Raw genomic sequence first — 25,512 nt, 5'->3', positions numbered from 1 at the left:
TTACAGCCCATTCAATCGGAGTCCGCCTCACCGGCCGAACAGGTAGCGCACCCCGAAGCGGAACACGGCGCCGCGTTCGCCGTTCTCCACGCCGAAGTTCACGTTGGTCCGGTCGTTCACGTTGTACCCGACGCTGAAGGTCGGGCGGATCGACTGGAGGTTCAGGCCCTTCAGGGGCGTGCTGACCTTGAACGTGAAGCGGCTGTCGGGCGCGGTGTACTCGGCGTTGATCAGGCCCTCGCCGTTCAGGTCCACCTGATACTGCAGGTACAGGTCGCGGGTCAGGTACGAGCCGAGCGTGATCGTGGCGCCCACGGTGCCGTCCTCCACGCTCAGCTGCGGGGTCAGGCGGAACACGTCCAGGCCGAAAGCGTTGGCAATGGTGCGCTCGAACTCGCCCAGCACGAACACGTTCAGCGCCGTCTGGATGGCGCTGGACCCCAGCGCGCCCAGGTTGCTGGGCAGCGCCGCGAGGTTCGGGACGCCGGTGGCGACCAGCGCGTACAGTTCCGCCTCGCCGTACGGGAGGCCCGTGGCGGGGTCGGCGCAGCTGCTGCCCTCGGCGGTGCAGCGCAGCGTGGTCGTCAGGTCCAGGACCGGCGAGCCGCTGCGCGTGACGAACTCGCCGCTCAGTTCCAGCGTGACCGGCACGCGCTGGCGGGTGGTGACGGCGGTGACGGTGCCGCTGGCCTGCACGCTGAATTTCGGGTAGAGGTTGTCCCCGCTGAACGTCACCGCGCCGTTCTGCAGCGCGAACTCGTTCTCGCGCAGGTACACGAAGCCGCGTTGCGAGCGGATCTCGCCGCTCAGGCGCGGGCGGTCGCCGCTGCCCGCCAGGGTCAGGCCACCGGTGAACTCGGCCCGGACGAGGTTCTCGTCGATGCGGATGCCGTTCGTGGCGGTGATGGGGATGTCCTCGAACACCAGCCGCTGCAGGAAGGGGCGCGCGGGACGGGCTGCCGGGTCCTCCTGCGGCTGCGGGAAGGTCGTGAACTGCTCGGGCAGGGGGCTGACGAAGTTATCGGTGGTGCGGCCCGTGGCGGCGTCCACCTTGCTCTGCCCGGGCGCGGGGATGGTGGCGGGGGCGTTCACGCGGCCTAGCACCAGCCGCGCGAAGTCGGCCGCGCCGGTCACGCGGATCACGCTGCCGTCGTCCACGGCGCGCAGATCGGCGTTCAGCGCACTCTCGCGGCCGTAGATGACAGCCAGTGGCAGGTTGTAGTTCCGCGCGGCGAGGCTCAGATCCCACCTGGGCGAGAGCGTCCCGGTGAGGCTCAGGGTGCCTGCCCCGCTGGCCGTGGTGGTGCTGCGGCTCTGCGCGTCCAGCGTCCAGCGGCCGTCGGTCTGCTGCGCGAGGGTCACCGTGCTGTTCGGCAGGGCGCCCAGCGGCTGCGGCGCCAGCAGGCCCGTGAAGGTCACGCGGGTGCCGCTCAGGCGGCCCAGCGTAAGCTGACCGGCCACGTTCAGCGTGCCGTCCGACCCGACGGTGCCGCCGGTCAGGACGCGCCCGCCCGCCGTGAACGCGCCGCTGTCGGGCAGGTCCCCGGCGAACTGCGGCACGCTCAGGCTCAGGCCCGCCACGCTGCCCTGGAGGTTCTGCGCGCGCAGCAGCCCGCGCGGGCGGTCGTACGTCCCGGCCGCCGAGAGGGTCAGGGTGCCCTTCAGGCTGGGGGTCAGGTCCACCAGGCCCGGCACCAGCCGCAGCACCGGCGTGAAGGTGGTGTCCGTGAACTGCGCGCTGAGGTTCACGTTCTCGCGGGTGTACTGGCCGCGCACGTCCCAGGTGCCGGCGCCGCCCAGCTGGATGTTCACGCCGCGCAGCTCCCGGGTGGCGAAGTCCAGCGTGCCGCTCCCGGTCAGGGTCTCGGTCACGGCGCCTTCGCCGGTGCCGCTCGTGGCACTCACGCGGATGCGCTCGGCCACCACGTTCAGCGTCCCGGCGGTCGGGTCGGCCAGCGGGAACCGGAAGCGGGCCACGCCGGTCACGACGCCCTCGCCGGGCGTTTCCCCAGTAAAGGCCCCCACCAGCGCGCCCACCGGCAGGGCGCGCAGGCTGCCCTGTCCGAAGACCTCGCCGCTCCCCAGGCCTGCCGTGAAGTCCGACTGGCCCAGGAAGCCCCGGATGCGCCAGTCGCTGCCGACCTGCGTGCCCTCCAGCCGGGCGGGCAGGACCTTCGTGCCGACGGTCAGCGCGTCGGCGCGCAGCACGAACGTGCCGCCCCCGTCGCGCAGGTTCGCCTCGCCGCTCACGCGGCCGGACAGCGCCGGGGCGATCTTCAGGTCGCGCACCTCCAGTTCGTCCAGCGTGGCGCGCAGCGTGTACCCCTCGCCGGTGGGTTGCACGGCGAGCACGCCGTCCAGGGCGGGAATCAGGTCCGCCACGCCGCCCGAGGCGCTCAGGTCGGCGCTGCCCATGTCGTTCCCGCCGCGCAGATCGGCGGCGAACGTCTGGCCGTTCAGGGTCACCGCGCCGTTGAGGGTCAGGCTCTGCCCGGCGACCTCCAGCGGGTAGGCCCTCACGCCCAGCGTGCCGCGCAGCCCGTCGCCCGCCGCGCGCACGTTCACGTCCAGGGCGCCCGACTCGCGGGTCAGGCGGCCGGTCAGTGTGCCGGTCCAGAAGGCCGGGCCCTGCGCGGCCCGCAGCGTCAGCGTGCCCGCGCTCAGAGCGGCCGTCAGGTTCACGTCGGGGCGGCCCCCGGCCAGCGTCACCTCGCCGTCCAGGTTGCCGCGCAGCGCCACACCCAGGTACGGCACCTCGTAGGGGGTGTCCAGTTCCCGCACCGTCAGGGCCACGTGGCCCGAGGTCGTGTCGGTGTTCACGCTGCCCGTGGCGGTCAGCAGGCCCGACAGGCCCGTGATGCCCAGCCGGCCCAGGTTCAGGCCCGGCAGGTTCGCCGCGAGCTGCCCCGTCTGCCAGCGCAGCGAGCCGTCCACCAGCCCGTCCGAGACGTTCAGGTCGGCGGCCCGCAGGCTGGCGCTGCCACTGGCGCGCCACTCGCCGCGCCGCACGGACAGCTGGGCCTGCGGGTCCGCCAGGGTGCCGTCCGCCGTGAAGGTCACGGCCCCCTCGGGCCGGGTCAGGCTGGCGGTGCCCAGCAGCGCCCACTCGCCGCGCGCGCCGGGGCGGGTTTCCAGCACGCCGCTGCCCTGCGCCTGCGGGCCGTCCACGAGGCGCAGCTGCACGCCGCGTGCACTGGCGACCACGCGGGCGCCCGCGCCGAGCAGGCCCGCCTCGCCCTGCGCGAGCGGCGTGCCCAGCGGGCCACTCAGGCGCAGCGTCAGCGGCTGCGTCAGCACCCCGGCGGGGCCGCCCGTGACGCGCGCGCTGCCGCGCCAGCCGCCCAGGCGGTCGGCGGTGACGTCCAGCGCGGCGCGCAGGCCCTGCGGCCCGCTGAGGTTCCCGCGCGCCGTGATCGTCTGCGCGCGGTTGGTGACCTGCACGCGGCCCGCCAGGGTGCCCGAGGCGTCCAGGGTCAGGTCGGCGGTGCCGTCCAGGGCCGCACTGCCCGTGGCCTCCAGCTCACTGCCGAAGGCCGCCGCGCTCAGGCCACTCAGGGTCAGGCGGGTGCCGTCCAGCGTCGCGACCGTCCGGCCCGCCTGCGTCAGCGTGCCCTTCAACCCGCTCAGCGTGCCCGCGAGGGTGCCGCTCAGGTCGCCCAGCGTGACCCCGGCCAGCGCCGCGCCGCGCGTGCTCAGCGTGCCCGCCAGGGTGGGGGAGACCAGCGTGCCGCCCAGGCTGGCGCTCAGGGTCGCCTCGCCCGCGCCGCCCACCAGCGGCAGCGGCGTGACGTTCAGGCGGCCCGCCAGCGCCGGGACGAGGTTCGCGCCCGGCGTGAGACTCAGCGAGCCCGCACCCAGCCGCCCGGCGGCCAGCGCGTACGTGCCGCGCCCGTCGCCGGTCAGGGTCACGGGGTCGGGGAGGCCCGCCACGCTGGCCCGCACCGAGCCGGACAGGCGTGGCCACACACCATTCAGGTCGAGGGTCGCGCGGGTCTCACCGCTGCTGACCGTGCCGTACAGGCGGGCGCGCAGGGTGCCCGCCGCGAGGTCGAGGTCGCTCGCCTCGGCGTACACCGCGCCGCCCAGGCTGCCCTTCAGGGCCGCGCGGGCGTTCAGGCGCGGGTCGAGGACGCGGCCCGACGCGGTGACCAGCGCCTCGAACTGGTCGGTGTCCAGGGTCACGCGGCCCGCCACGGCCGGGTCGGCGGCGCGGCCCGAGAAGGTCAGGTCCGCGCCCAGCGTGCCGGCCCCCAGCGACGCCGCGTTCAGGTACGCGGTGCTCAGGTCGCGCGCGGTCACGCGCAGCCCGCCCGGCAGGGACCCCTGGGCGCGCAGCACGCCGTCGCGCAGGCTGCCGCTCAGGTCGGCGCTCAGCACGTCCGCGCGCGGATCGAAGGCGGCGCGGCCGTACAGGCTGAACGGCCCGGCCTGCGCCTGCTCGCCCTTCACCGCGAGGTTCTGCGCGTTCAGTGCCTCCAGTCCACCGGACAGGGTGCCGCTGGCACTCAGGGTGCCTGCCACGGTCAGGGCGTCCACGTCCAGCCCGGCGGGCAGCAGCCGCGCCGCGCGCAGGCCGTCCAGGCGCAGCGAGGCGGCGTAGCGCCCGCTGTCCAGGGTCGCCAGTCCGCTCGTGCGCGCGCCGGTCAGCTGCACGCGGGCGTTCCCGGCGGCGTAGCGGGCGCTCAGGTCACCGCTCAGGTCCCCCTGCGTGTCCTGCACGGCGCCGCTGAACGAGGCGTTCAGCGCGCTCCACGACGCGCCGCCCAGCGTGGCGGCGCCGCTCAGGCGCAGCTGCTCCGCGCGGCCCCACAGGGCGCCCGCGTCGAAGCTCGCCAGGGTCAGCGTGCCGCCCGGCCGCAGCGGGAGGCTGGCGGGCAGTCGCCCGGTCACGCGGGCCTCACGCACGCCGGTACCCAGCGTGGCCGCCACGGTCAGGTCCCCCGTGGGGGTCCCGTCCAGCAGGGCGTCCAGCGGCCCGCCGGGCACGTCACCCACCGCGCGCAGCGCCCCGCTGAAGCCCGTGCGGGCGTTCCAGCCGATCGGGCCGCGCAGCCGCACGTCCGTGTCCGCGTTCACTAGGGCCGCGTTCAGGGTCAGCGCGACCCGTTGCAGGCCGCCCAGCGCGCCGGTGCCCAGCTCGCCGCGCAGCTCGCCCGCCAGGGGTGCCCCCGTGAACACCGCGCGGTACGCGCCGCCCAGCAGATGCGCCGAGACCCGCGTGCCCGCCGCGCGCAGGCCCGACGGCCCGTCCGCCAGGACGCCCTGCGCGGTCACGTCCGGCCGGGAGAAGCTGCCACGCACCTGCGCCGTGTACGTGCCGGGCAGCAGGTCCGTCAGGGTCGCCTTCGCGTCCAGTTTCAGCGCCGGGAACACCGGCCCACTGGCCCGCACGGTACCCTGCGCGAGTTCGGCCTGCGCGCCGTCCACGCGCAGTGCGCCGCCCGCGTAGCGCAGCGGGGCGCGGAAGGCCACGCCCGAGACCTCCCCCTGCGCGGTGGCGCGCACGTCGGCCAGGGTGCCGCCCACTGTGACGGACGCCCGGCCCCCCTGCCCCAGCAGGGGCCGCAGGTCGCCCGCGTTCGCCGAGCCGCCCAGGGTCCAGGCGCCCAGGCCCGCCCCGGCGCGCTGCGTGGCGGTCAGGTCCAGCGCCGCGCCCGCCACGCTGCCGCCCAGGGTCACGCGGGCCGCGCCGCCCGTCAGGGCCACGCCGGTCGCGGTGACGTTCACGGCCTTCCCGGCATACGAGCCGTTCACGCGCAGGGTCAGCGCGTCCCCCGCCCCAGGCCCCGCGCGGCCGGTCAGGGCGGCGCGCAGGTCCTCGAAGGTCACGGTGGCGTTCGCCTGCGGGTACAGCGGGCCGCGCACGCTCAGCGCCTGCCCGCCCAGGGTGCTGCTCAGGTTCGCGCTGACCTGCCCGCGCAGCAGGCTGACGCTCCCGCGCGCCGCCTGTCCGGCGGCCTGCACGTTCACGTCCGCGCGCCCGGTCGCCCGCGCGAAGTCCAGATCCGGCACGCTCAGGTTCAGGGCGACGCGGCCCCGCACGCCGTCCAGCACCGGGCCCAGCACCCGGGCGTCCAGCACGGCGCTGCGGACCGTCAGCCCCGCGCCGCTGTACGCCACCGGAATCCGCGAGCCCGGGTGGGTGAGGGTGCCCCTCACGGTCAGTCCATTCTTCCAGTCCGCGCGGGCGTCCAGCCGCAGCGGGTCGCCTAGGTACCGGGTGCCGCTCGTGAACAGCGTGGCGCTGCTGCTGCCCAGGGCCACCTCCAGCCGCCCCGGCACGAGCGCCGCGCGCACGTCCGCCGGGAGACCCGCCGCGAACGGTATGAGGCTGGTGCTCAGCGTGCCCCCCAGCGCCGGGAGGACCGACACCCGCCCGTTCAGCGGCCCCGAAGGCAGCGCCAGCAGGGTGGTCGTGCCCTGCCCCGCCAGCCGCACGGTGCCTGCCTGTTCTGTCGCAGGGGTGCTTCCCAGCGCGTAGCGCAGGCCCAGCGTCCCGGTCCAGTTCCCACCCGCGTACGTCAGGCCGCCCACGGTCGCGCGCGCGCCGGTCAGCGAGCCGCGCACGGGGAACGACTGCCCCGGCACGATCAGCGCGGTCGGGCCCGCCGCGAACCGCTGCAGCTTCAGGGTCAGGGTGCCGCGCAGGTCCGCCACGCTGCCGCCCGCCGTCGCCGTGAAGTACGGCCCGGTCACGCGCAGGTTCAGGCCCTCCAGCGTGGCGGGCAGCCGCACCCGCCCGGTCGCGGTGACGGCCTGCCCCGCGACCGAGCCGGTCACGCGCAGCGCCCCCCGGTCCGCGCGCACCAGGAACGGCCCGGCGTTCAGGCGGCCGTTCAGGACGCCGCCGCGCGCGGTCAGCGTCCCCTCCAGCCGCTGCCCGGCCAGCGTCAGGCCCTGCGCGGTCAGGTTCAGGTTGTCGAAGCCCGCCAGGGTCACGGTCGCGCGGCCACCCTGCGCGTCCCGCACCGCGATCTGCCCGCGCGGCTCGGTCCCGGCGCCCTGCACGTTCCCGTCCACAAACAGCCCGTTCCCGAGCGGCCCGCTGACATCCACGTCGTAGCGCCCGCTGGGCAGCGAGGCGGTGCCCTCGGCGCGCAGGCCCTCGCCGTCCGTGACGAGGAGATTCAGGCCATTCCACGGTCCGCTGACCGCCAGGGTGTACTGATCGAGCACGCCCCGCGCGTTCACCGCGCCCCGGAACGAGCCGCCAGGGCCGGGCGCCCAGGACGCGCGGCCCTGCACGCGGCCGTCCTGTCCGAAAGCCGTCAGGGCCTGCGCGCCGCTGACCTGCACCAGACCGCTGCGGCCGTCGTACGCGGCCGTCAGGTCACCCCAGGTGCCGCTGACGCGCACGGCGGGCGTCAGGGTGCCCCGCAGGTTCACCGCCTGCGCGGGCAGCGTCACGCCGCCGAAGGACAGCACGCCCGTGCGGCCGGTCACGGCGGCCCTCAGCGCGCCGTACGGGCCGGTCACGCGGGCGTTCAGGGTCTGCCCCTGCGCCTGCACGGTGCCGCCCACCTGAACGTCGGGGAAGACCCGCCCCGCGACCTGCGCCGCCACGCGCCCCGCCCCACTGCCCGACGTCACGGTCAGGTCCGCCGTGACCGGCGTGCCCGCTCCCGGCTGCCGGGTCAGGGTGCCCCGGACCGCTGCGCCCGCTGCCTGCGCGTTCACGCGCGCCGAACCGCCCCGCCCCGCGAGGTTCAGGTCCAGCGTGCCGCCCAGGTTCAGGCCCGGCAGCAGGGGCCGCAGCGCGCCCAGGTTCACGCGCCCATTCGCGGTGATGGTCTCGCCGTCCACGGTGCCGCTGGCCGTATCGCCCCGCGTGGTCAGCGTGAAGCGCACGCCGTCCGCCAGCGTCACGGTCCCCCGGATGTCCGCACCCGCCACGCGCGCCTGCACGCGGTACGGGGCGCGCAGGTCCGCGTCGGCCAGGACGGTCACGCCGTTCGACGTGCCGCGCAGCTGCGCGGTCGTGCCGTTGCCCTCGGCGCTCAGCGTCACGCCCGCCCCCACGGCCCTCAGCGACCCGAAGGCCTTCAGGGTGTTCGTGACCGTCACGTCCCCCGTGACCCGCAGGCCGCCCGCCACGGCGAGATTCCGGGCGCGCAGCCCGAAGGCGTCCCCGTTCCAGCTCAGCTGCTGAGCCCCTGCGGTGAACGTCCCGCGCTGCTGCACGTAGTTCAGGTCCAGCGGCCCCTGCAGCGGCTGCGGCACGCCCGGCACGGTCGCGTTCAGTGTGCCCGTCACGTCCCCGCCCGTCAGGTCGATGCGGCCCCCGCCGGTCAGGGTCACGCCGCCCCCGGAGAGGTTCCGGGCGGCCCAGGTGCCGCTGAAGTTCTTATCCAGGTTCAGGCTCGCTGCGCCCAGGTCCACGCGCAGGCCCCGGCGGTCGAAGGCCGCCGTGCCCGACAGGCCCGTGAAGGGCCCCGCCTGCCCGTCCGTGACGCGCGCCCGCAGATCCTCCGGCGTGCCGCTCAGGGCCACGCGAGCGCCCGCCGCGCCGAACGTGGGATTCAGCACGGCGTTCAGGCGGCTGCCCTCCAGCGCGAAGGTGCCGCGCAGCGGGCCGCCCAGGCCCTGCCCGCCGAAGCTCAGTAGGTTTTTCGCGTCGATGCGGCCCTCGACGTCCAGCGCCTTCTGCGCGAAGGTGCCGTTCAGGCTCACGCGGCCCTCGCGCCCGAAGGCCCAGCGGCCCGCGAGTTTCTGCGCCGACCCGCCCAGCGCCGTGTCCGCGCTGAACGCCAGATCGTTCGTCTGCCCCGCCGTGTTCCCGTTCTCGTTCAGGAAGGTGTATTCGGCGGTCGCGTCGCTGAATCCCACGCCGGCCAGCGTGCCCGCCCCCTGCGCGTACGCCTTCACGCGCACGGTGCTCCAGCCGCCCGCCGTGACCCGCAGCTTCAGCGTGCCGTCCCCGGTCGTGCCCAGCGCGCGCGCCAGTCCCGACACGGTCGGCGCGGCGTCGGCCGTCACCGACCAGTTCTGCGCCTTCAGGTCCACACCGCCCGTCGCGGTGACCGGGCCGTTCCAGCCCTGCCCGGCGAGGTTCAGGCGGATGTCGTCGCCCCGGTGCGTGGCCGCGCCGCTGACGCCCGTGACCGTCACGAATTTCGCCTCCGGCACGCGCAGCGCGGCGTCCGTCACCCGCAGGTCGCCCCTGATCGGGCCGTCGCCAAGCACGTAGCGCCCGGTGATGCGCCCGGCGGTCACGCCCGGCCAGTAGTGGTTCAGTACCCGCGCGTCCGCGTCCAGATTCACCGTGAACACGTTCGCGCCCGCCTTCTCGGCCACCAGCACGTCCGCATTCAGGTCACCGTCGCGGGTCGCGCCGCGCACCGCCAGCGCCCCACCCTGCCCCGGCGTGACCGTGAAGCGCCCGTCCGGCACGTTGAAGCCCGTCCCGTCCACGTTCAATCGGGTGCGCTGCACGTCCAGCCCGCCCAGCACGACCTTCCAGCCGCCCCCGCCACCCGCCGCGCCGCCGCCCCCGCCGAACAGGTCCTGCAACTTCAGGTTCAGCGCCGCGTCGGACGCCTGCACGTTCAGCCGCACCACCCGCGTCAGGGGATTCACGCCCGCGACCGTCACGCCCACGCGGCCCGCCTCGCCCGTCAGGCCCGGGATGTTCACCCGCACGCCCGACAGGCTGGGCGCCCACAGCGGCCCGGTCACGCGGTCGGCACTCACGCCCGCCGGGGCACCGAACCTTGAGAGCAGCGCCCCGCCCAGCAGCGCGGGCAGGAACGCCAGCACCAGCAGCAGCGCGCCCAGCACCCCCAGGACCCACCACCACGCCCGGCCCCGGCGGCGCGGGGTGTCCGGGGTGGGGGTGCCCTCCGGGCTCATCGGCTCGGGCGCGGGCTGGTCCGGCGCCCCGTCACGGTCCTCGGGACCCGGTCCCGTCACGCCTCCACCCGGCCCGGCGTTGCCCGGTCCTTCCACTGTCCACACGCTCCTGGCCGCATTCCCCGCATTCTACGCAGCGCCGCGTGAATGCCGCACCCACGGCATCCTCATGCAACCGTCAGAAACCCACCGTTCGGGCGGGCGAAAGCCGCTAGCATGCCCCCCATGCGCCTGACCGCCCTCATCACCGGTACCGTGCAGGGCGTCGGCTACCGACGCTACGTGCAACGCTACGCCCGCGACCTGAACCTCGCCGGGTACGCCGAGAACCTCAGCGACGGCCGCGTCGAGGTCGTCGCCGAGGGCCACAAGGACGACCTCGCGCGGCTGCTGCACTGGCTGCGGCGCGGCCCACCGCACGCCCGCGTGCAAGACGTCCAGACCCAGCAGAGCGAGGCCACCGGCCTGAAGGACTTCCACCTGTACTGAAGCGGCAACAGGCTGCCGGTGCGGGTCCTTACCCGACGCGGCGGATGTCGCCCACCACGCGGTAGAAGCCCCCGGCGTCCACGAGGTCGTCCACGAGGTACGTCGCGCCCGCCTCGCGGAGGTTGCGGGGGAACTGCACGTTCCACGCGTGATACCCGGGGGTGGTGGGGCGCACGCGCAGGCGGGTGCCGTCACGCTCGCAGACCAGCCGCACGCCCTGGCCGCTGTCGGCGGTGACGGCCAGCTGCGTCAGGGGCGCGCTGACCTGCGCGGCCGCGGCGAGTTTCACGTCGCGGGGGGCGGGGGCCTCGCCGCGCTGCGCGGCCTGGATCGCCTCGGGGCTGGCGTCCAGGGCGGCCAGGGTGCCGCGCGAGGTCACGAGGTACAGCCGCCCGCCCGAGTACTGCATGCTCAGGGCCCCGCCCACCCCGCTGCCCAGCTTCCACAGGCGCTCGCCGGTGCGGGTGAAGCAGTACACGGCGCTGCCGCTGTCCCCGGCGAACACGTACTCCCCGCCGGGGCTGGTGGCGCAGGACAGCACGGCGGCGTCGCAGGCGTAGTCCTGCACGTGCTCGCCCGCCTTCGTGAAGCGCTGGATGAGGTTCTGGGTGGTGCCCGCGTACAGATCCTGGCCGTCCTGCCAGCCGAACAGCACGCCGCCGCGCGTCTTTGCCTGCCACAGCGGGAGGCCGCTGGTGCGGTCGTACATGCCTACGCCCGCCGAGTGCCCGTAGTACACGCCCCGGTCGTCCACGCGGACCATCCAGCCCATCTTGCCGCCGGTGGCGACGTTCGCCCACTGCTGGTCGCTCTCGGCGTCGAAGGCGAACACGTTGCCGTCCCAGTCGCTGGCGGCCAGGGTGCCCGCGTGGATGTCCAGCCACAGGAGCGCGGCGCTGCCCTCGACCTCGTACGCCACGAATGGGAGTTTGCCGCTCAGGTCGTACACGTTCCCGTCGTCGCAGCCCGCGAAGGTCCAGCGGTCGTCGCGCACGAGGCACTTCACGCCGTCGGGCAGGGTGAAGGAGCGCTGCACCTCGCCGTCGGGGCTCAGGGCGTGCACCTGCCCGGCCTCGTTGCCCACCCAGACCTGATCGTCGCCCGCGAAGATGCCGAACGCGGTGGCTTTCGTGTCGAACTTCCACAGCAGCGGCGCGCCCTGGCGGGTGGTGGAGCGGGTCTCGGTGAAGGTGCGCCGCACCACCTCGCGTTTCTGGCGCACGCCCTGCACGGCGTCCTCGTAGCCCTTGCGGCGTTTTTCCCGGAGTTTCTTGTCGGCTTCCGCCTGGGCCTTCTCGGGGCTGGGGAAGGTCTTGCGCTGGGTCTGTCCGTCGGTGCCGATGCGGCCGTAGCGGACGGTCAGGTCGGCGCCGTCCACCGTCACCTCGTAGAACTTGTGCTCAGCTCCGTTCGGATCTGAATACTCCAGATATGTTACAGACATAATTCTATTGTAACTGACCTCTCGATAAGCTGGCAAGCGAATCCGAGCTGAGCCCCGACTGATACGGACTCCGATTGAACGGGCTTTACAGCCCATTCAATCGGAGCGGATGCGAGTAGGAGAGAAACGGGTTCCGGACGTGGAGCCGGCGATCCGGTGAAGTTCCGGATTGTTGGCGAAACAAACGCAATCCGTATGAGGCGCACGTCCACGGCTGAACAGGGGAGCCTGACGCGACCCTGGGCTATTTTCAGAATCCCGGCTTTCAACTGAAAATTGAAGTTCGCAGAATGAGGCCATGCCCGCCACACCCGACACCCGACACCCACCCGAGGCCCTGCACGTCACGACCCCCGCCCAGGCCGACGCCCTGATGGACTTCACGTACGGCGCGCGCCTCCTCGAACAGTTCCTGACGCCCGCCACCGCCAGCAGCGCCGCCCACGCCCTGAACGAGCCCGCCAACCGCGTCACCTACCACGTCCGCAAGCTGCGTGATTGCGGCCTGCTGCGCGTCGCCGGGCAGCGCGGCAAACGCGTGCAGTACGTCGCGGCTGCCCGCACCTTCCACGTCCCGCGCACCCTGGTCCAGCTTGACGAACCGCTGACTGTCATCGGCCCCGCCATGCGAGAGATCACCGCTGCCTACGCCCACGCCATCCTCGACTGGCAGGCCCGTCAGGGCTACCCCGCCACCGGGGACGACCTCACCATCCACCTGGGCCGCGGCGCGCCCGACACCCGCACCGACACCGGTGCCTTCGCGCCCGCCATGCGCCTGCGCACCGTGCAGCTCAGCCCGCAGCAGTACCGCGCCGCACAGGACGCCATCAACGACATCCTCGACCGCCTGAACACCGACGAACCGGGAGAGACCGAAGACACGCGGACGAGCACCTTCGTCCTCATGACCTTCAGAGGTCAGCTGCACCTGAACTGACCGCTCTCGGCCCACGCGTCACCCCCGACCGCCCCGGCGGCCGGCGGGACACCCCACTCACGCCCTGACAGGAGGCCCACCATGTTTCACGAACGCCACCAGCACGCCCTCGACCATCACGCCCAGCTGCTCCGCGAGGCGCAGGCCGACGGACTGGCCCGTACCCTGAGAGCCGCCCGACCGGTCCGCTGGCAGTTCCGGTGGCGCCTGACGCGCGTCACCCTGCACCTGCCCGTTCTGCACCGGGCCGGGTAGACCCACTGACCGCCCCGGCGAACGCCACGATCCGCCGCGCCGCCTCGTGCGGGTCCAGGCACGAGGTATCCAGCACCAGCGCGTCCGCCGGGGCGTCCATCACCCCGCCGCGCTCCAGCAGGCCGCGTAGGATCAGCGGATCACGCAACTTCAGGCGCTCCCGGCGCTCCGGATGCGCCATCCGCGCCTCCAGTTCCGGCAGTGGACACGCCAGCCACACCGGCACGAACGCCGCGCCCCGCCCCCGCGCCAGGGCACGCAACTCGGCCACGACCGCCTCGCCGTCCTCCACGCGACTCAGGTAATTCGTCAGGATGTGCGACCGCGCAGGCGGCGCCAGCCGCAGCGCCCGCAGGCCCACCTGCCGCACCTCCTCGGCCAGCTCGAACAGGTCCGGCGGCACCGGACTCACGCCGTCCACGCCGAACGCCGTGAACACCGGATCGTTGAACAGGTGATTGTCCAGCAGCGCCGCGCCCGTCAGGGCCGACAGCGCCTTGCCGACCGTGCGTTTGCCGCTGCCGGGCGCGCCGACCAGATAGAACAGGGAACTCATGCGCGCCAGCCTGCCACACGCCGCGCCTGAGCACCTGCACCCAGTGGCCTGCCGCAACGGAAGACGGCGCCCCTGGCCACGATGGCCGGGGCGCCGCAGGAACGGGAACCTTATTCCAGGATGGCTTCGTGGGTGATCTCGACGTTGCCCTTCATGACCTGACTCATGGGGCACATGTCGGCGGCCTGCTTGACGTGCGCCTCGAAGTCGGCCTGGTCGCTGCCCGTGACCTTGCCGCGCACCACGAGTTTCATGGCGCTGACCTTGAAGCCCGCGCCGTCCTTGACCATCTCGCAGGTGGCCTGGGTGTCCAGGGACTCGACCGTGTGGCCGTGATTGGCGAGCAGCGCCGAGAGCTGCATGGTGAAGCACCCGGCGTGCGCGCTGGCCAGGAGTTCTTCGGGGTTGGTGCCCTTGCCGTTCTCGAAGCGGGTGCCGAACGAGTACTGCGCGCCGTCCAGCACGCCGCTCTCGGTGCTCACGGTGCCCTTGCCGTGCTTGAGGTCGCCTTCCCAGTGGGCCATTGCCTTGCGTGCGATATCTGCCATGCGCTCCAGTGTGCCGGGTGGGGGTGCGGTGGCGTTTGCGGGGTGACTTGAGCGGAACTTCACGGTTCAGGGTGCCGAAGGTCGGGCCGCCGGGAAATCCTGACCTTGCAACTCGGGATTAAGTCTGGCACAATCCCCCACACCAGCGCGGCCATCCCACACGGACCCCGGCGCACAAGGACACCCATGCCCACACGAACCACCCTCCTGACCCTCACCGCCGTCCTGGGCAGCGCCGCCCTGACTGCCAGCGCCGCCACGTACCCCCAGACCGTCACGCACGCTGCCGGTACGACCACCATCCCCAGACAGCCGCTGCGGGTCGTGGCGCTCGGCCCGCACGCGCTGGACCTGCTGCTGTCCATCGGCGTGCAGCCCGTCGGCTACGGCGAGGCCTCCACGTTCCTGAAAACCCCAGCGTTCGGTTCGCCCATCCGCGACATCAAGTACCTGGGCAGCCGCGTGACCAGCGCGCCCGTGAACGTCGGCGACCGCTTCAACCCGAACCTCGAGATCCTGACCTCCCTGCGCCCGGACCTGATCGTCGGCGAGACGTACGCCGCGAACGTGTACCCGCAGCTCAGCCGCATCGCGCCCACGCTGCTGCTCGACGGCATCGACCGTGGCGCCTGGCAGAAGACGCTGCCCACCCTGGCCCGCGTCCTGAACCGCGAGGCCGCCTACCGCGCCGCGCTGACCACCTACAACAAGGGCGTGCAGGCCACCCGCGCGCAGCTGACCGCGTTCGGCAAGAAGCGCGTGCTGGTCGTGTGGACGGCCGGAGGGGACGCCCGCAACACCTTCACGATCAGCGGCAGCGACGACTGGACCGGCGGCCTGCTGCGCGACGTGGGCCTGAACGTCATCGACGGCCAGAAGAAGGACGCCGTGGTCAGCGTGGAGGGGCTCGCGGCCCTGGACCCGGACGCCGTGATCGTCCTCGCGGCGGGCACCAGCACGCCCACCCGCGCCCGCGCCGAGTGGACCGCCGGGGCGATCACCAGCCGCCTGCGCGCCAGTCAGGCCGGGCAGGTGTACTTCTTCGACTACCACCTGTTCCGCCGCATCCGCGGCCCCATCGCCGCGCAACTCGTCGAGCGGGAACTGCTCCGGGCGCTGCGCTGATCTGCATGCCGCGCTGAGCCGCATGCTGGACTGAGCCGGGTGGCCTGACCGACCCACCCCGGCAGGGGCGGCCGGTCAGGTCCAGCACCCGCCCCCGGGGCGTGCCGGTATGCTCCGGGGTATGACCTCCGCACCCCGCGCTGCCCGCAAGGGCGTCCTGCACGATATTCACGGCGTCCAGCGCGCTGACGACTACCACTGGCTGAAAACGCAGGGCAAGGCCGACCCCGAGGTGCTGGCGTACCTGAGCGCCGAGAACGCCCACCTGGACGCCGTGATGGCCCCGCTGCGGGATACGCAGGCGGCGATCTACCGGGAACTGCTGTCGCACGTGCAGGAGCAGGACGACCAGCCGGAGGTCGTGCGCGGCGCGTACGCGTACTTCCAGCGCACCCTGGAGGGGCAGGCGCACGCGATCTTCATGCGCCGCCCCCTGGCGGGCGGGCCCGAGGAGACCCTGCTGGACCTGAACGCCCTGAAGGTCCGCGAGGGTCTGGAGAACGTGTGGGTGTACCGCGCGGTGCCCAGCCCGGACGGGCGGCTGTGGGCGTACCTGCTCGACACGACCGGGCAGGAGGTCTTCGAGCTGCGCGTGCTCGACACCGCGACGGGTGAACTGGCCGGGGCGCCCCTGACCGGCCTGAGTGGCTGGGTGCTCGACTGGAACGCGGCGGGCACGGGGCTGTACTACGCCACCGACGACGCCACGCAGCGCCCGGACTCGATCTGGCGGCACACGCTGGGGCAGCCGCAGGCGCAGGACGAGCGGCTGCTGCACGAACCGGACCCCACCTTCCGCGTGGCCGCCCTGACGACCGAGGACGGCGGCACGCTGCGGCTGATCAGCCAGAGCAACATGGCGCAGGAGTGGTGGGCGCTGGACACCGCGCAGGACGGCGCGCAACCCACGCTGCTCCTCCCGCGTGAACGCGGCACTGAGGTCCCTGTCCTGACGGGCGCCGGGGACCACTGGCTGGCCCTGACGAACCACGGGGGGGCCGAGGAATTCAAACTCGTGCGCTTCCCGAAAGGGGAGGGCGCGCTGAACTGGGCCGACGCGCAGGACGTCCTCCCGTACGACCCGGCGCGGCACCTGACCGGCCTGCACCTCTTCCGCCACCACCTGCTGCTCGCTGGGCGCGAGGGGGGCTTCACGCGCCTGTGGGTGCTGGCCCGCACGCCCGGCGGATACGGCCCGGCCCGCCGCGTCGAGTTTCCCGAGGACAGCGTCACCGTCCGCATCGGCGCGAACCACGTGTTCGACGCGGGCAGCGCGCGGATCGTGTTCACCAGCCTCACCCGGCCCACCGAGCACCTCGACCTTGACCTGAATACCCTGGACCGGACGCTGGTGAAGGCCACGCCGGTCCCCGGCTACGACGCCGATCTGTACGTCAGCGAGCAGACCTGGATCACCGCGCCCGACGGCGAGCGCGTCCCCGTGAGCCTGCTGCGGCGCCGGGACACCCACCTGCCCGCGCCGACGCTGCTGTACGGCTACGGCAGTTACGGCTTCAGCATGGATCCCGCGTTCTCCATCGCGCGCCTGCCGCTGGTGGACCGCGGCTGGGTGTACGCCACCGCGCACGTCCGGGGCGGGTCCGAACTGGGCCGCCGCTGGTACGACGCCGGACGACTGGCGCACAAGATGAACACCTTCACCGACTTCGTCGCCGCCGGGGAGGCCCTCAAGGTGGACGGCACCGCGCGCGAGCTGGTCGCCATGGGCCGCAGCGCGGGCGGCCTGCTCATGGGCGCCGCCCTGAACCTGCGCCCCGACCTGTGGACCGCCGTGTTCCCCGGCGTGCCCTTCGTGGACGTGCTGAGCACCATGCTCGACGACAGCATCCCGCTGACCACCAACGAGTACGACGAGTGGGGCAACCCCAACCACGCCGATCAGTACGCCGTGATGGCCGCGTACAGCCCCTACGACAACCTCAAGGCCGCGCGGTACCCGCACCTGTTCATCAGCACCGGCCTGAACGACCCGCGCGTGGCGTACTGGGAACCCGCCAAGTTCGCCGCCCGCGTGCGCGACCTCGCGCAGCCCGGCAGCGGCGTGACCGTCCTGAAGACCATCATGGGCGCCGGGCACGGCGGGTCCAGCAGCCGCTACGAGTACCTCAACGAGATCGCCGAGGAGTACGCCTTCGCGCTGGCCGCGGTGGACGGCACCCTGCCCACCCCGGACGCCCCATGATCATCCCCGCCGCCGACGGCACCCCGCTGTTCGTGCAGCAGCGGGGCGAGGGGCACCCCCTGATCCTCCTGCACGGCCTGGGCAGCCACAGCGGCTGGCTGGACGCCGACCTGCACCACCTCGCCGGGACGCGGCGCGTGATCGCCCCCGACAGTCGCGGGCACGGCCGCTCGGGCCGCCCCGCGAACTTCACGCTGGCCGATCACGTCAGTGACGTGCTGGCCGTCATGGACGCCCTGGGCATCCCGCAGGCGGACGTGATGGGCACCAGCATGGGCAGCTACGTGGCGCAGGCCCTCGCCACCACTCACCCGGAGCGCGTCTCGCGGCTGGTCCTGGTCGTCCCGAAGGCCAGCGGGCAGACCAGCGGCACCGCCGCCCTGATGGCCCGGCACGAGGATGAACTGCGGGACCTGACCCCGCAGGAGGTGCAGGCCTTCCTGCTGGAGCGCATGTTCGCCCCCGGCACCCCGCAGGCCATCCGGGCCGAGGTCGCCCGCCGCACCGCCGACGACCACGCGAGCGGACTGGCCCAGACGCCGGAACAGGCCGAGGCTGCCCGCCGCGCCCTGGAACGCTTCGATTTCCGGCCCGGCCTGCCCCGCGTCACCGCCCCCACCCTGATCCTCAGCGGCGCGCACGACCCCCTCAACCCTCCCCCCGCCGGAGCGGAGATCGCCGCCCTGCTGCCCCACGCCCGTCAGGAGGTCCTCGCCCACAGCGGGCACTTCCCCGCGCTGGAGGAGGCGGGGCGGTACCGCGCGCTGGTGGACGCCTTCCTGGGGGAGGAGGGAGTGGGGGTGGGTAGTGGCTGAGGCTTGACGTGGCCGCTCGGATCGCGCACACGATGTTGACCATCGACCATCGACCATCGACCATCGACCATCGACCATCGACCATCGACCATCGACCATCACCCCCGTTAGACTCGGTCCATGCACAACGAAGCGTGGACGATACCGGGCGCGCCGGTCGAGGGGTACCTGTGGCGGGCGGCCAGCCCGAGGGCGGCGCTGCTGCTGTCGCACGGGTTCGGGGAGTACGCGGGCCGCTACGTGGAGCGCTACCACCGCCTGATTCCCACGCTGGCCGACGCCGGGATCAGCGTGTACGCCTACGATCAGCGCAGCCACGGGAAATCCCCGGGGCGGCAGGCGGTCGCGGACCTGAACGTGCTCGTGGAGGATCACCTGAAAGCCCGCGACGCCCTGCGGACGCAGGACCTGCCGGTGTTCGCGCTGGGGCACTCCATGGGCGGGCTGGTCACGGCGGCCAGCGCGGCCCGTGATCCGCGCGGCCTGCGCGGCGTGATCCTGTCCAGCCCGGCGCTGCTGGTGGGGGAGAACGAACCGGCGTGGCTCCGGCGGCTCGCGCCGGTGATCGCGCGCCTTGCGCCGGGCCTGAAGACCAGCGACCTCGGCACCGGCGGCCTCTCGCGCCTGCCCGACGAGGTCGCCGCGTACGAGGCCGACCCGGTCATGTACCACGGGAACGTCCCGGCCCTGACCGGCGCCACCATGCTGGGCCTGAGCGGCCGCCTGTGGCCCGAGTACGCCCGCTGGACGCTGCCCACCCTGATCCTGCACGGCACGGCCGACAGGATCACGGACCCGCGCGGCAGTCAGCGGTTTCACGACACGATCGCGTCCACCGACAGGACCCTGCACATGGTCGAGGGGGGCTACCACGAACTCCTGAACGACGAGCCGCGCGAGGAGGTCCGGCAGGTGATTCTCGACTGGCTGCGGGCCAGACTGCCCTGACAGCCGCGCGGGCCGGCACCTGCGCTTTACTTTCGGGCCGGCATTCACTACATTCCGGGGGCACACCACACAACGGAGGTTCCACCCATGCGCGTCGCGTCTGCTCTGCTCGTCGTCTCCCTCGTCCTCGCCGCCTGTAGCTCGTCTCCCACCCCGGACGCCCGCACGACCCCCGAGAAGGCCCCCGCGACCCTGATCCTGCCCGACGGTTCGACGCAGCAGGTCATGGGCTTCAAGCAGGACGGGTACCTGATGCTCGAGGACGACATCATCCTCGCGGACCTCAGCAGCGCCAAAGTCGGCGAGCAGGGCACGTACGTCGTGGACACCCGCTACCGCTGGACGGGCCGCACCATTCCGTACACCTTCGCCGCGAACGTCCCCCAGGCGATCCGTGACCGCGTGGCGGCCGCCGCCTCCACGATCCGCTCGACCACGAACGTGATCGTCACGCCGCGCACCACGCAGAGCAACTACGTGGAGATCACGTACAACACCGGCACGAGCTGCGCGTCCAGCCTGGGCATGGTGGGCGGCCGTCAGACCCTGACCCTGGCCGACCGCTGCACGACCGGCTCGATCATCCACGAGTTCGGGCACGCCATGGGCCTGTTCCACGAGCAGACCCGCCCCGACCGCGACAGGTACGTGAAGATCATCTGGGCGAACATCCCCGCCGACTGGCAGAGCCAGTACCAGATCCGCAGCGGCAGCGCCGGGTACGGCGCGTACGACTTCGACTCGATCATGCACTACCCGGCCTTCTTCGACGGGAAGATCGCCATCCAGCCGCTCGACAGCAGCGTGGACCTCAACCGCATGGGGCAGCGCAACGGCTTCTCGGGCACGGACGTGGGCAACGTCAACTTCATGTACCCGCGCTGAACGCGCGTCAGGAAGGGCGGCCCGGACAGGTGATCCGGGCCGCCCTCCTGTCGGTGCGTCTACCCCGTGAAGGCGCCCCACAGCAGGTACACGTTCAGGCCGATGATGATGCTGGCGAACACCCAGCCCAGACCGGTCACGAGCGGCCTGCTGGTCAGGACACCCATCACGTCGCGCCGCGCGGTGAACAGCAGCAGCGGGATCAGCGCGAACGGCACCCCGAAGGACAGGATCACCTGCGACAGCACGAGCACGTCCGTGGGATTCAGGCCCAGGATGATCACGATGAAGGCGGGCAGCATGGTGATCGTGCGGCGCAGCCACAGCGGGATGCTGAAGTTCACGAAGCCCTGCATGATGACCTGCCCGGCCATGGTGCCCACCGCGCTGCTGCTCAGGCCGCTGGCGAGCAGCGCGATGGCGAACGCGGTCGCGGCGGCCGGACCGAGCAGCGGCGTCAGGGTGCGGTAGGCGGTTTCCAGGTCCCCGGCGTTCTCGACGCCCTTGCCGTAGAAGGTGGCGGCGGCGACGGCCAGCATGCTCATGTTGATCAGGCCCGCCAGGCCCATGGACACGATCACGTCGATGCGGTTCAGGCGGCTCAGGCGCACCTTCTCGTCGTCGTTGCGGGTGGGCACGCGGCCCTGCGTGAGCGCCGAGTGCAGGTAGATCACGTGTGGCATGACGGTCGCCCCGATGATGCCCACCGCGAGGTACACGCTGTCCACGCCCTGGAAACTGGGAATGAACCCGCGGCCCAGCTCGGCCAGCGCGGGGCGGGCGAGCACGAACTGCGTCAGGTACGCCACGCCGATGATCGCCACGAAGCCCCCGATCACGAGTTCCAGCGGGCGGAAGCCGCGGCGCTGGATGGTCAGCAGCCAGAAGGTCAACGCGGCGGTGATGCTCGCCCCCCAGATGAGCGGCAGGCCGGTCAGCAGCTGAATGGCGACCGCCGCGCCCAGGAACTCCGCGAGGTCGGTGGCCATGGCGACGATCTCCGCCTGCACCCAGTACAGCCACACGACCGGGCGCGGCCAGCGTTCGCGGATGGTCTCCGGGAGGTTCTTCCCGGTGGCGATCCCCAGTTTCGCGCTGAGGTTCTGGATCAGCATCGCCATCAGGTTCGCCGCGAGGATCACCCACAGCAGGGCGTACCCGAACTGCGCGCCGCCCTGGATGTTCGTGGCGAAGTTCCCGGGGTCCATGTACGCGATGGAGGCGATCACGGCGGGCCCCAGGAACGGCAGGATGCGGGCCAGTCCACGTTTCTGCGAGTGCCGGGCCAGCACGGCCTCGGCCCGGGCGGTCATGCGGTCGTCGAGGCTGCGGCCGGCTGGGGGCGGCGCGCTCTCGGTGGTCGGGGGGAGGCTGGACATGCCTCATATTAGGCATGCCTAAAAAAAATGTCTATGGGCTGGACGAGGGGACTGGCTCGCCGGGGACCTCTGCCTTCAGGTGAGCCAGCCCGCGCGACTGCCCCCAAAACTGGTCCGGCTGAACGGCGAATCCGACGACTGGGAGGCGCTGTCCAGCGTCGCGGCCCCTGCAAGACCTCATCCAGTCCGGACTCGATCCGGCCGCGCCCCTGATGAAATGCTCAGGCTGTTCACCTTATACTGATGAAGTTCACATTCTCTGACGATCCGGGTTCATTCGCCCTGGGTCACAAGGAGCTGCATGCACCGGTCACTGCTACTCGCCGCCGCCCTGATCTGCCTGCCGGGCTGCGCCTCCGCCCCGCCCCCCACCCCAGCGCCGCCCTTCCAGGCCGTGGGCCTGCTGGAACTCAGCTTCTCGGCCGGCGGCCTGAGCGCCAGCCGCGTGCGCCCACTGACCCTCGGGTCCCAGGCCCTGACCGAACAGGCGCGCGGCCTGCAACTCGACCCCCTGAGCGTCTCGGTGGTCAGCACCGGCACGCGCGGCGTGGACGGCCAGCGCTACATCAGCGCCACCTACCGCGTCCGCAACGCCGACGCCGACGGCACCCCCAGCCCCGCTGCCCGCAGCAACCTGACCCTGCTGGCCGTCTCCGCCGGGGACACCCTGGGCGGCTCACCCTTCCGGGCCGTCACCACCTTCGCCGGCAGCGCCGTCCCGCAGAGCGTCATCCGCAGCGTCCTGCCCACCCACGCCATGAAATTCGACCCGCTGAGCGCACAACCCGTGCTCAGCCCCGGCGGCGAGGACCTGCAGGTCTTCACCGAGGCGGAAGTCGCCAGCGGCAGCATCCAGAACGGCAGCGCCCAGCCGCTGAGCTACGCCGACCTGGGCGTCAACACCGTCTTCCCCTACGGCTACACCGTGCGCACCGCCAGCGGCGGCCGCACCCTGAGCGCCAACCCCGCCACCGGGCAGTTCGACGGTCAGGTGACGCTCGCCGTGAAGGTGCCACTCCAGCCGGACGACGCCGGCCTGACCCCGCCCGAGGGCATCCGCCGTGATCCCTGGACCTTCAGGATCGTGGTGCTGGTCGTGCAGGACAGCCAGACCCGGGTCACGCAGAGCCTCGAGGAGCAGGGCAGCAACGCCCCCGTGGCGCAGCGCGCCGCCAGTGTCGCCGCCACCCAGGTCACCGTGCTGCCCGGCTCCACCTACCCGGCCGGCGTGACGGCCGTCGCCAGCCGCTGCGTCAACAAGGTGCGCTCCGCAGGGCTCGCCACGGACGCCGACGCCACCTACCTCGTTCAGGGAGTCTGCCCATGACCCGCATGCCCACCCTGCTGTGCCTGACGCTGCTGCTGGGCGCCTGCGCGAAGCAGCCCGCCCCGGTCGCCGTCCCCGCCGTGCCCACCCCCACGCCCACCCCGGCCGCCCCGGTGGAGGCCACCCCGCCCGGCCGCACCACCCCACTGGCCTCGCTGGGCCTCGTGGACATCCAGTTCAGCGGCCTGAACGACGAGGCCGGACCCACCGTGCAGGCCAGCGCGCCGGCCCCCACGGGCGCCGCGGGCCTGACCGATCGGGGCAGCATCCAGCTCAAACCCGTCTCCACCGGCACGTTCACCACGGGCACGCGCGGCGTGGACGGCATGCGCTACCTGTACGCCACCTTCCTGGTGCGTAACGCCTCCAGCGCCGGCACGGCGTACACCACCGCGCGGCAGAACCTCACGCTGGTCGCGGTCAGCACCCCCTCCACGCTGTCCAACACCCCGGTCAGTCAGCTCAAGCGGTTCGACGGCACCGACGCCAGCGCCAGCATCGCCCCGCTGATCCTGCCCACCACCGGCCTGAACTTCAATCTGAACACCGCGCGCCCCGACCTGATGACCGGCGCGCAGGACCTGCAGGCCTACGCCGAGAACGAGGTCACGCCGCTCGTGAGTGCAGGCGTGACGCGCGCCTTCCCCTACGGGTTCGTGGCCCGCAACCGCACCCTGACCACCACCCGCACCCTGAGCGCCAACCCCGGCGCCAACCAGTTTGACGGCGTGGTCACGGTCGCACTGAAACTCCCCCTGCAGGCCACCCCGGCCGACGACCCCTACACCTTCCAGATGACCTTCGCCGTGGCCGACGACAGCGTGACCCGCGTCACCGAGAGCGTTGAGGAGCAGGGCAGCGGCAGCGCTGCCAGCCGCGCCGCCGCCCTGGGTGGCGCGCAGATCGCGGCCCTGTGCGGCAGCGCCCTGACCAGCCCACTGCTCATCGGGTCGGTGACCACCGCCGGCGCCCCCGGCGCACGCACCGCGCATATCGGCGGTGACCTGGCCCTGAAAACCCTGCCCGCGGCGTACGCCGCCACCGGGAACGTCACCCTGAACGTCGACGCGGCCAGCGGCCTGGCGAGTGCCTACACCGTGTATCCCCCCACCCCCGGAGGCCAGACACCCAGCCTGACCTTCACCGGCAACGGCACGGCCCGGGGCGGCACGCTCGCCATGAACGCCAACGGCTCGTTCGCGTTCACCTCGAAAGCCGGCGACGGCGCCGGCTACACGCTGACCCGCAACGCCGGAGATACCTTCACCTTCACGGGCGGCGCGGCCACCAGTGACACCCTGCGCTACGGCGTCGCCACGAGCACGGGCTGCTCGGGGACCAACCAGACCGCTCCGGTCAATGTCGGCGGGCGGGTCTGGTTCGTCGACGGCACGAAAACCGGCGGGGACGGCCGCCAGACCGCGCCCTTCACCACGCTCAGCGCCGCGCAGACCGCCGCCGCCGCCAACGACCTGATCTACGTGGCGAACGGCACGGGGACCTACACCCAGCCCGCCTCCCTGGCCCTCCAGAACGCCCAGGCGGTCGTCGGGGCCGGCACGGCCCTGGTCGTGAACGGCGCCACCGTCGCGCCGGCCGGTACGGCCCCGACCCTCCAGGTGACCGGCGGCGCGGCCGTGATCCTCGGGACCAACAACACCCTGACCGGCCTGTCCGTGCAGGGCAGCACCGACGGTATCACCGGCACGAACTTCGGCACGTTCAACGGCACCCTCACGCAGGTGAAGGCCACCAACGGCCTGGCCCTGAGCCTGAAGAGCGGCACGGTGAACCTGAGTGCCACCCGCCTGGACGCCACCAACGCCGCCACGAACGGCCGGGGCGTCAACCTGGAAGAGGTGGGCGGCACCCTGACCGTCACCGGGAGCGGCTCGGCCGGCTCGGGGGGCGTGATTCAGACCGCAGCCAATGCCGGCAATATCGGCATCCACCTGCAACCCGACACCGCCAACCTCACCGTGAACCTCAACCGCATGGTGGTGCAGCAGAACCACAACGGCGTGCAGTTCACGCCGTTCAGCACGGCCAGCACCGGCACCCTGAACCTGAGCGTGCAGGACAGCTCGTTCCTGAACAACGCCGCCTCCAGCGTGTACCTGAACCCCACGGGCAACACCAGCAACACGTACCTGATCCGCAACAACACCTTTACCCACGCCAGTACAGGCAACGGCGTCACGTACGAGGCGCAGCGCCCCAGCGGGAGTACCAGCGTGGATCAGGGCAAGATCCAGAACAACACCCTGTCCCTGTCCACAGGTGGCAACGCCAACCCCATCGATCTGGCCCAGCGGGTGGCGGGTTCAGGCCGCTTCGAGGTCAGCGGGAACACCATCACCAGCTACGGCCTGTACGGCATGCAGTTCCGGGCCATGGACGGCGCCGCGCGCATGGACGTCATCCTGACGAACAACGCGGTCTCCAGTCCTGCCTCCAACCCTGTGGGCCTCAACCTGGACGGCATCGCCCTGACCAGTGGGATTACGAGCGGGCAGACCAACACCCTGTGCGTCAAACCTACCGGGAACACCAGCGCTTCACCCACGACCGGGAACATGGGGTTTGTCCTTCGGCAACTGGCGGGCAGCGCCTTCATCATCGACACTGCGGCGCCCAGCGCGGCGGGCGTGCAGGCCGCCAACAACAACTCCACCGTCCGCGTGCGGAACTCCGCCACCTTCACTCCCGTCGCTGGCACCTGCCAGGCGCCCAACTGATCAGGAGACCC

At 72.5% G+C, this 25,512-nt stretch carries 15 protein-coding genes; 10 read left to right on the top strand and 5 right to left on the bottom strand.

Annotation, left to right across the window (positions count from 1 at the left end):
- Positions 1–27: 27 nt before the first annotated feature.
- Complete coding sequence (locus AUC44_RS09270) at positions 28–9,909, bottom strand: translocation/assembly module TamB domain-containing protein (protein WP_231724402.1); 9,882 nt, start codon at positions 9,907–9,909, stop codon at positions 28–30.
- Between the two features lie 165 nt (positions 9,910–10,074).
- On the opposite strand from AUC44_RS09270, the gene AUC44_RS09265 reads away from it, so the two are divergent.
- A complete protein-coding gene (locus AUC44_RS09265; protein ID WP_081424489.1) occupies positions 10,075–10,338 on the top strand; it encodes an acylphosphatase in 264 nt (87 codons plus the stop codon).
- A gap of 28 nt (positions 10,339–10,366) precedes the next feature.
- On the opposite strand, the gene AUC44_RS09260 is transcribed toward AUC44_RS09265, so the two are convergent.
- Positions 10,367–11,782, bottom strand: coding sequence for a WGR domain-containing protein (locus AUC44_RS09260; protein WP_062158367.1), 1,416 nt, complete (start codon positions 11,780–11,782; stop codon positions 10,367–10,369).
- A gap of 298 nt (positions 11,783–12,080) precedes the next feature.
- Between AUC44_RS09260 and AUC44_RS09255 the strand changes: the two genes are divergently transcribed.
- A complete protein-coding gene (locus AUC44_RS09255; protein WP_062158366.1) occupies positions 12,081–12,722 on the top strand; it encodes a winged helix-turn-helix domain-containing protein in 642 nt (213 codons plus the stop codon).
- Between the two features lie 81 nt (positions 12,723–12,803).
- On the top strand, positions 12,804–12,977 hold the full coding sequence (locus AUC44_RS16500) for a hypothetical protein (protein WP_157445262.1): 174 nt from the start codon (positions 12,804–12,806) through the stop codon (positions 12,975–12,977).
- On the opposite strand, the gene AUC44_RS09250 is transcribed toward AUC44_RS16500, so the two are convergent.
- Positions 12,940–13,533: a nucleoside/nucleotide kinase family protein gene (locus AUC44_RS09250; RefSeq protein WP_062158365.1), complete on the bottom strand. Its 594-nt coding sequence runs from the start codon at positions 13,531–13,533 to the stop codon at positions 12,940–12,942. The two genes, AUC44_RS16500 and AUC44_RS09250, sit on opposite strands and share 38 nt — an antisense overlap.
- Before the next feature lie 110 nt (positions 13,534–13,643).
- The gene (locus AUC44_RS09245; protein ID WP_062158364.1) at positions 13,644–14,081 is read right to left on the bottom strand and encodes an OsmC family protein; all 438 of its coding nucleotides are present in this window, start codon (positions 14,079–14,081) and stop codon (positions 13,644–13,646) included.
- A 186-nt stretch (positions 14,082–14,267) separates the two neighbouring features.
- Between AUC44_RS09245 and AUC44_RS09240 the strand changes: the two genes are divergently transcribed.
- The 5 genes from AUC44_RS09240 to AUC44_RS09220 all read left to right on the top strand — a co-directional run bounded on the left by AUC44_RS09240 (position 14,268) and on the right by AUC44_RS09220 (position 20,057).
- The gene (locus AUC44_RS09240; RefSeq protein ID WP_062158363.1) at positions 14,268–15,206 is read left to right on the top strand and encodes an ABC transporter substrate-binding protein; all 939 of its coding nucleotides are present in this window, start codon (positions 14,268–14,270) and stop codon (positions 15,204–15,206) included.
- A gap of 121 nt (positions 15,207–15,327) precedes the next feature.
- A complete protein-coding gene (locus AUC44_RS09235; protein WP_062158362.1) occupies positions 15,328–17,409 on the top strand; it encodes a S9 family peptidase in 2,082 nt (693 codons plus the stop codon).
- Positions 17,406–18,224, top strand: coding sequence for an alpha/beta fold hydrolase (locus tag AUC44_RS09230; protein WP_062158361.1), 819 nt, complete (start codon positions 17,406–17,408; stop codon positions 18,222–18,224). The genes AUC44_RS09235 and AUC44_RS09230 overlap by 4 nt, the downstream gene beginning before the upstream one ends.
- Positions 18,225–18,344: 120 nt before the next feature.
- Positions 18,345–19,172 carry an alpha/beta hydrolase gene (locus AUC44_RS09225; protein ID WP_062158360.1) on the top strand — a complete coding sequence of 276 codons (828 nt, stop codon included), beginning with the start codon at positions 18,345–18,347 and terminating at the stop codon, positions 19,170–19,172.
- Between the two features lie 87 nt (positions 19,173–19,259).
- Positions 19,260–20,057, top strand: coding sequence for a M12 family metallopeptidase (locus AUC44_RS09220; RefSeq protein WP_062158359.1), 798 nt, complete (start codon positions 19,260–19,262; stop codon positions 20,055–20,057).
- A gap of 59 nt (positions 20,058–20,116) precedes the next feature.
- Here AUC44_RS09220 and AUC44_RS09215 read toward each other — a convergent pair whose 3' ends face one another.
- The gene (locus AUC44_RS09215; protein WP_157445450.1) at positions 20,117–21,370 is read right to left on the bottom strand and encodes an Nramp family divalent metal transporter; all 1,254 of its coding nucleotides are present in this window, start codon (positions 21,368–21,370) and stop codon (positions 20,117–20,119) included.
- Positions 21,371–21,737: 367 nt separating this feature from the next.
- Here AUC44_RS09215 and AUC44_RS09210 point away from each other — a divergent pair, with 367 nt between their 5' ends.
- Both AUC44_RS09210 and AUC44_RS09205 read left to right on the top strand, forming a co-directional pair.
- Positions 21,738–22,763 carry a hypothetical protein gene (locus tag AUC44_RS09210; protein ID WP_062158357.1) on the top strand — a complete coding sequence of 342 codons (1,026 nt, stop codon included), beginning with the start codon at positions 21,738–21,740 and terminating at the stop codon, positions 22,761–22,763.
- On the top strand, positions 22,760–25,501 hold the full coding sequence (locus AUC44_RS09205; RefSeq protein WP_062158356.1) for a hypothetical protein: 2,742 nt from the start codon (positions 22,760–22,762) through the stop codon (positions 25,499–25,501). Before AUC44_RS09210 ends, AUC44_RS09205 begins: the two co-directional genes overlap by 4 nt.
- Positions 25,502–25,512 lie beyond the last annotated feature (11 nt).

Origin of the sequence: Deinococcus actinosclerus, from assembly GCF_001507665.1 — a bacterium.
Lineage (GTDB): Bacteria > Deinococcota > Deinococci > Deinococcales > Deinococcaceae > Deinococcus > Deinococcus actinosclerus.
The sequence above is the reverse complement of the archived record's forward strand: the minus strand, read 5'-3'. Positions and strand labels throughout refer to the sequence as shown.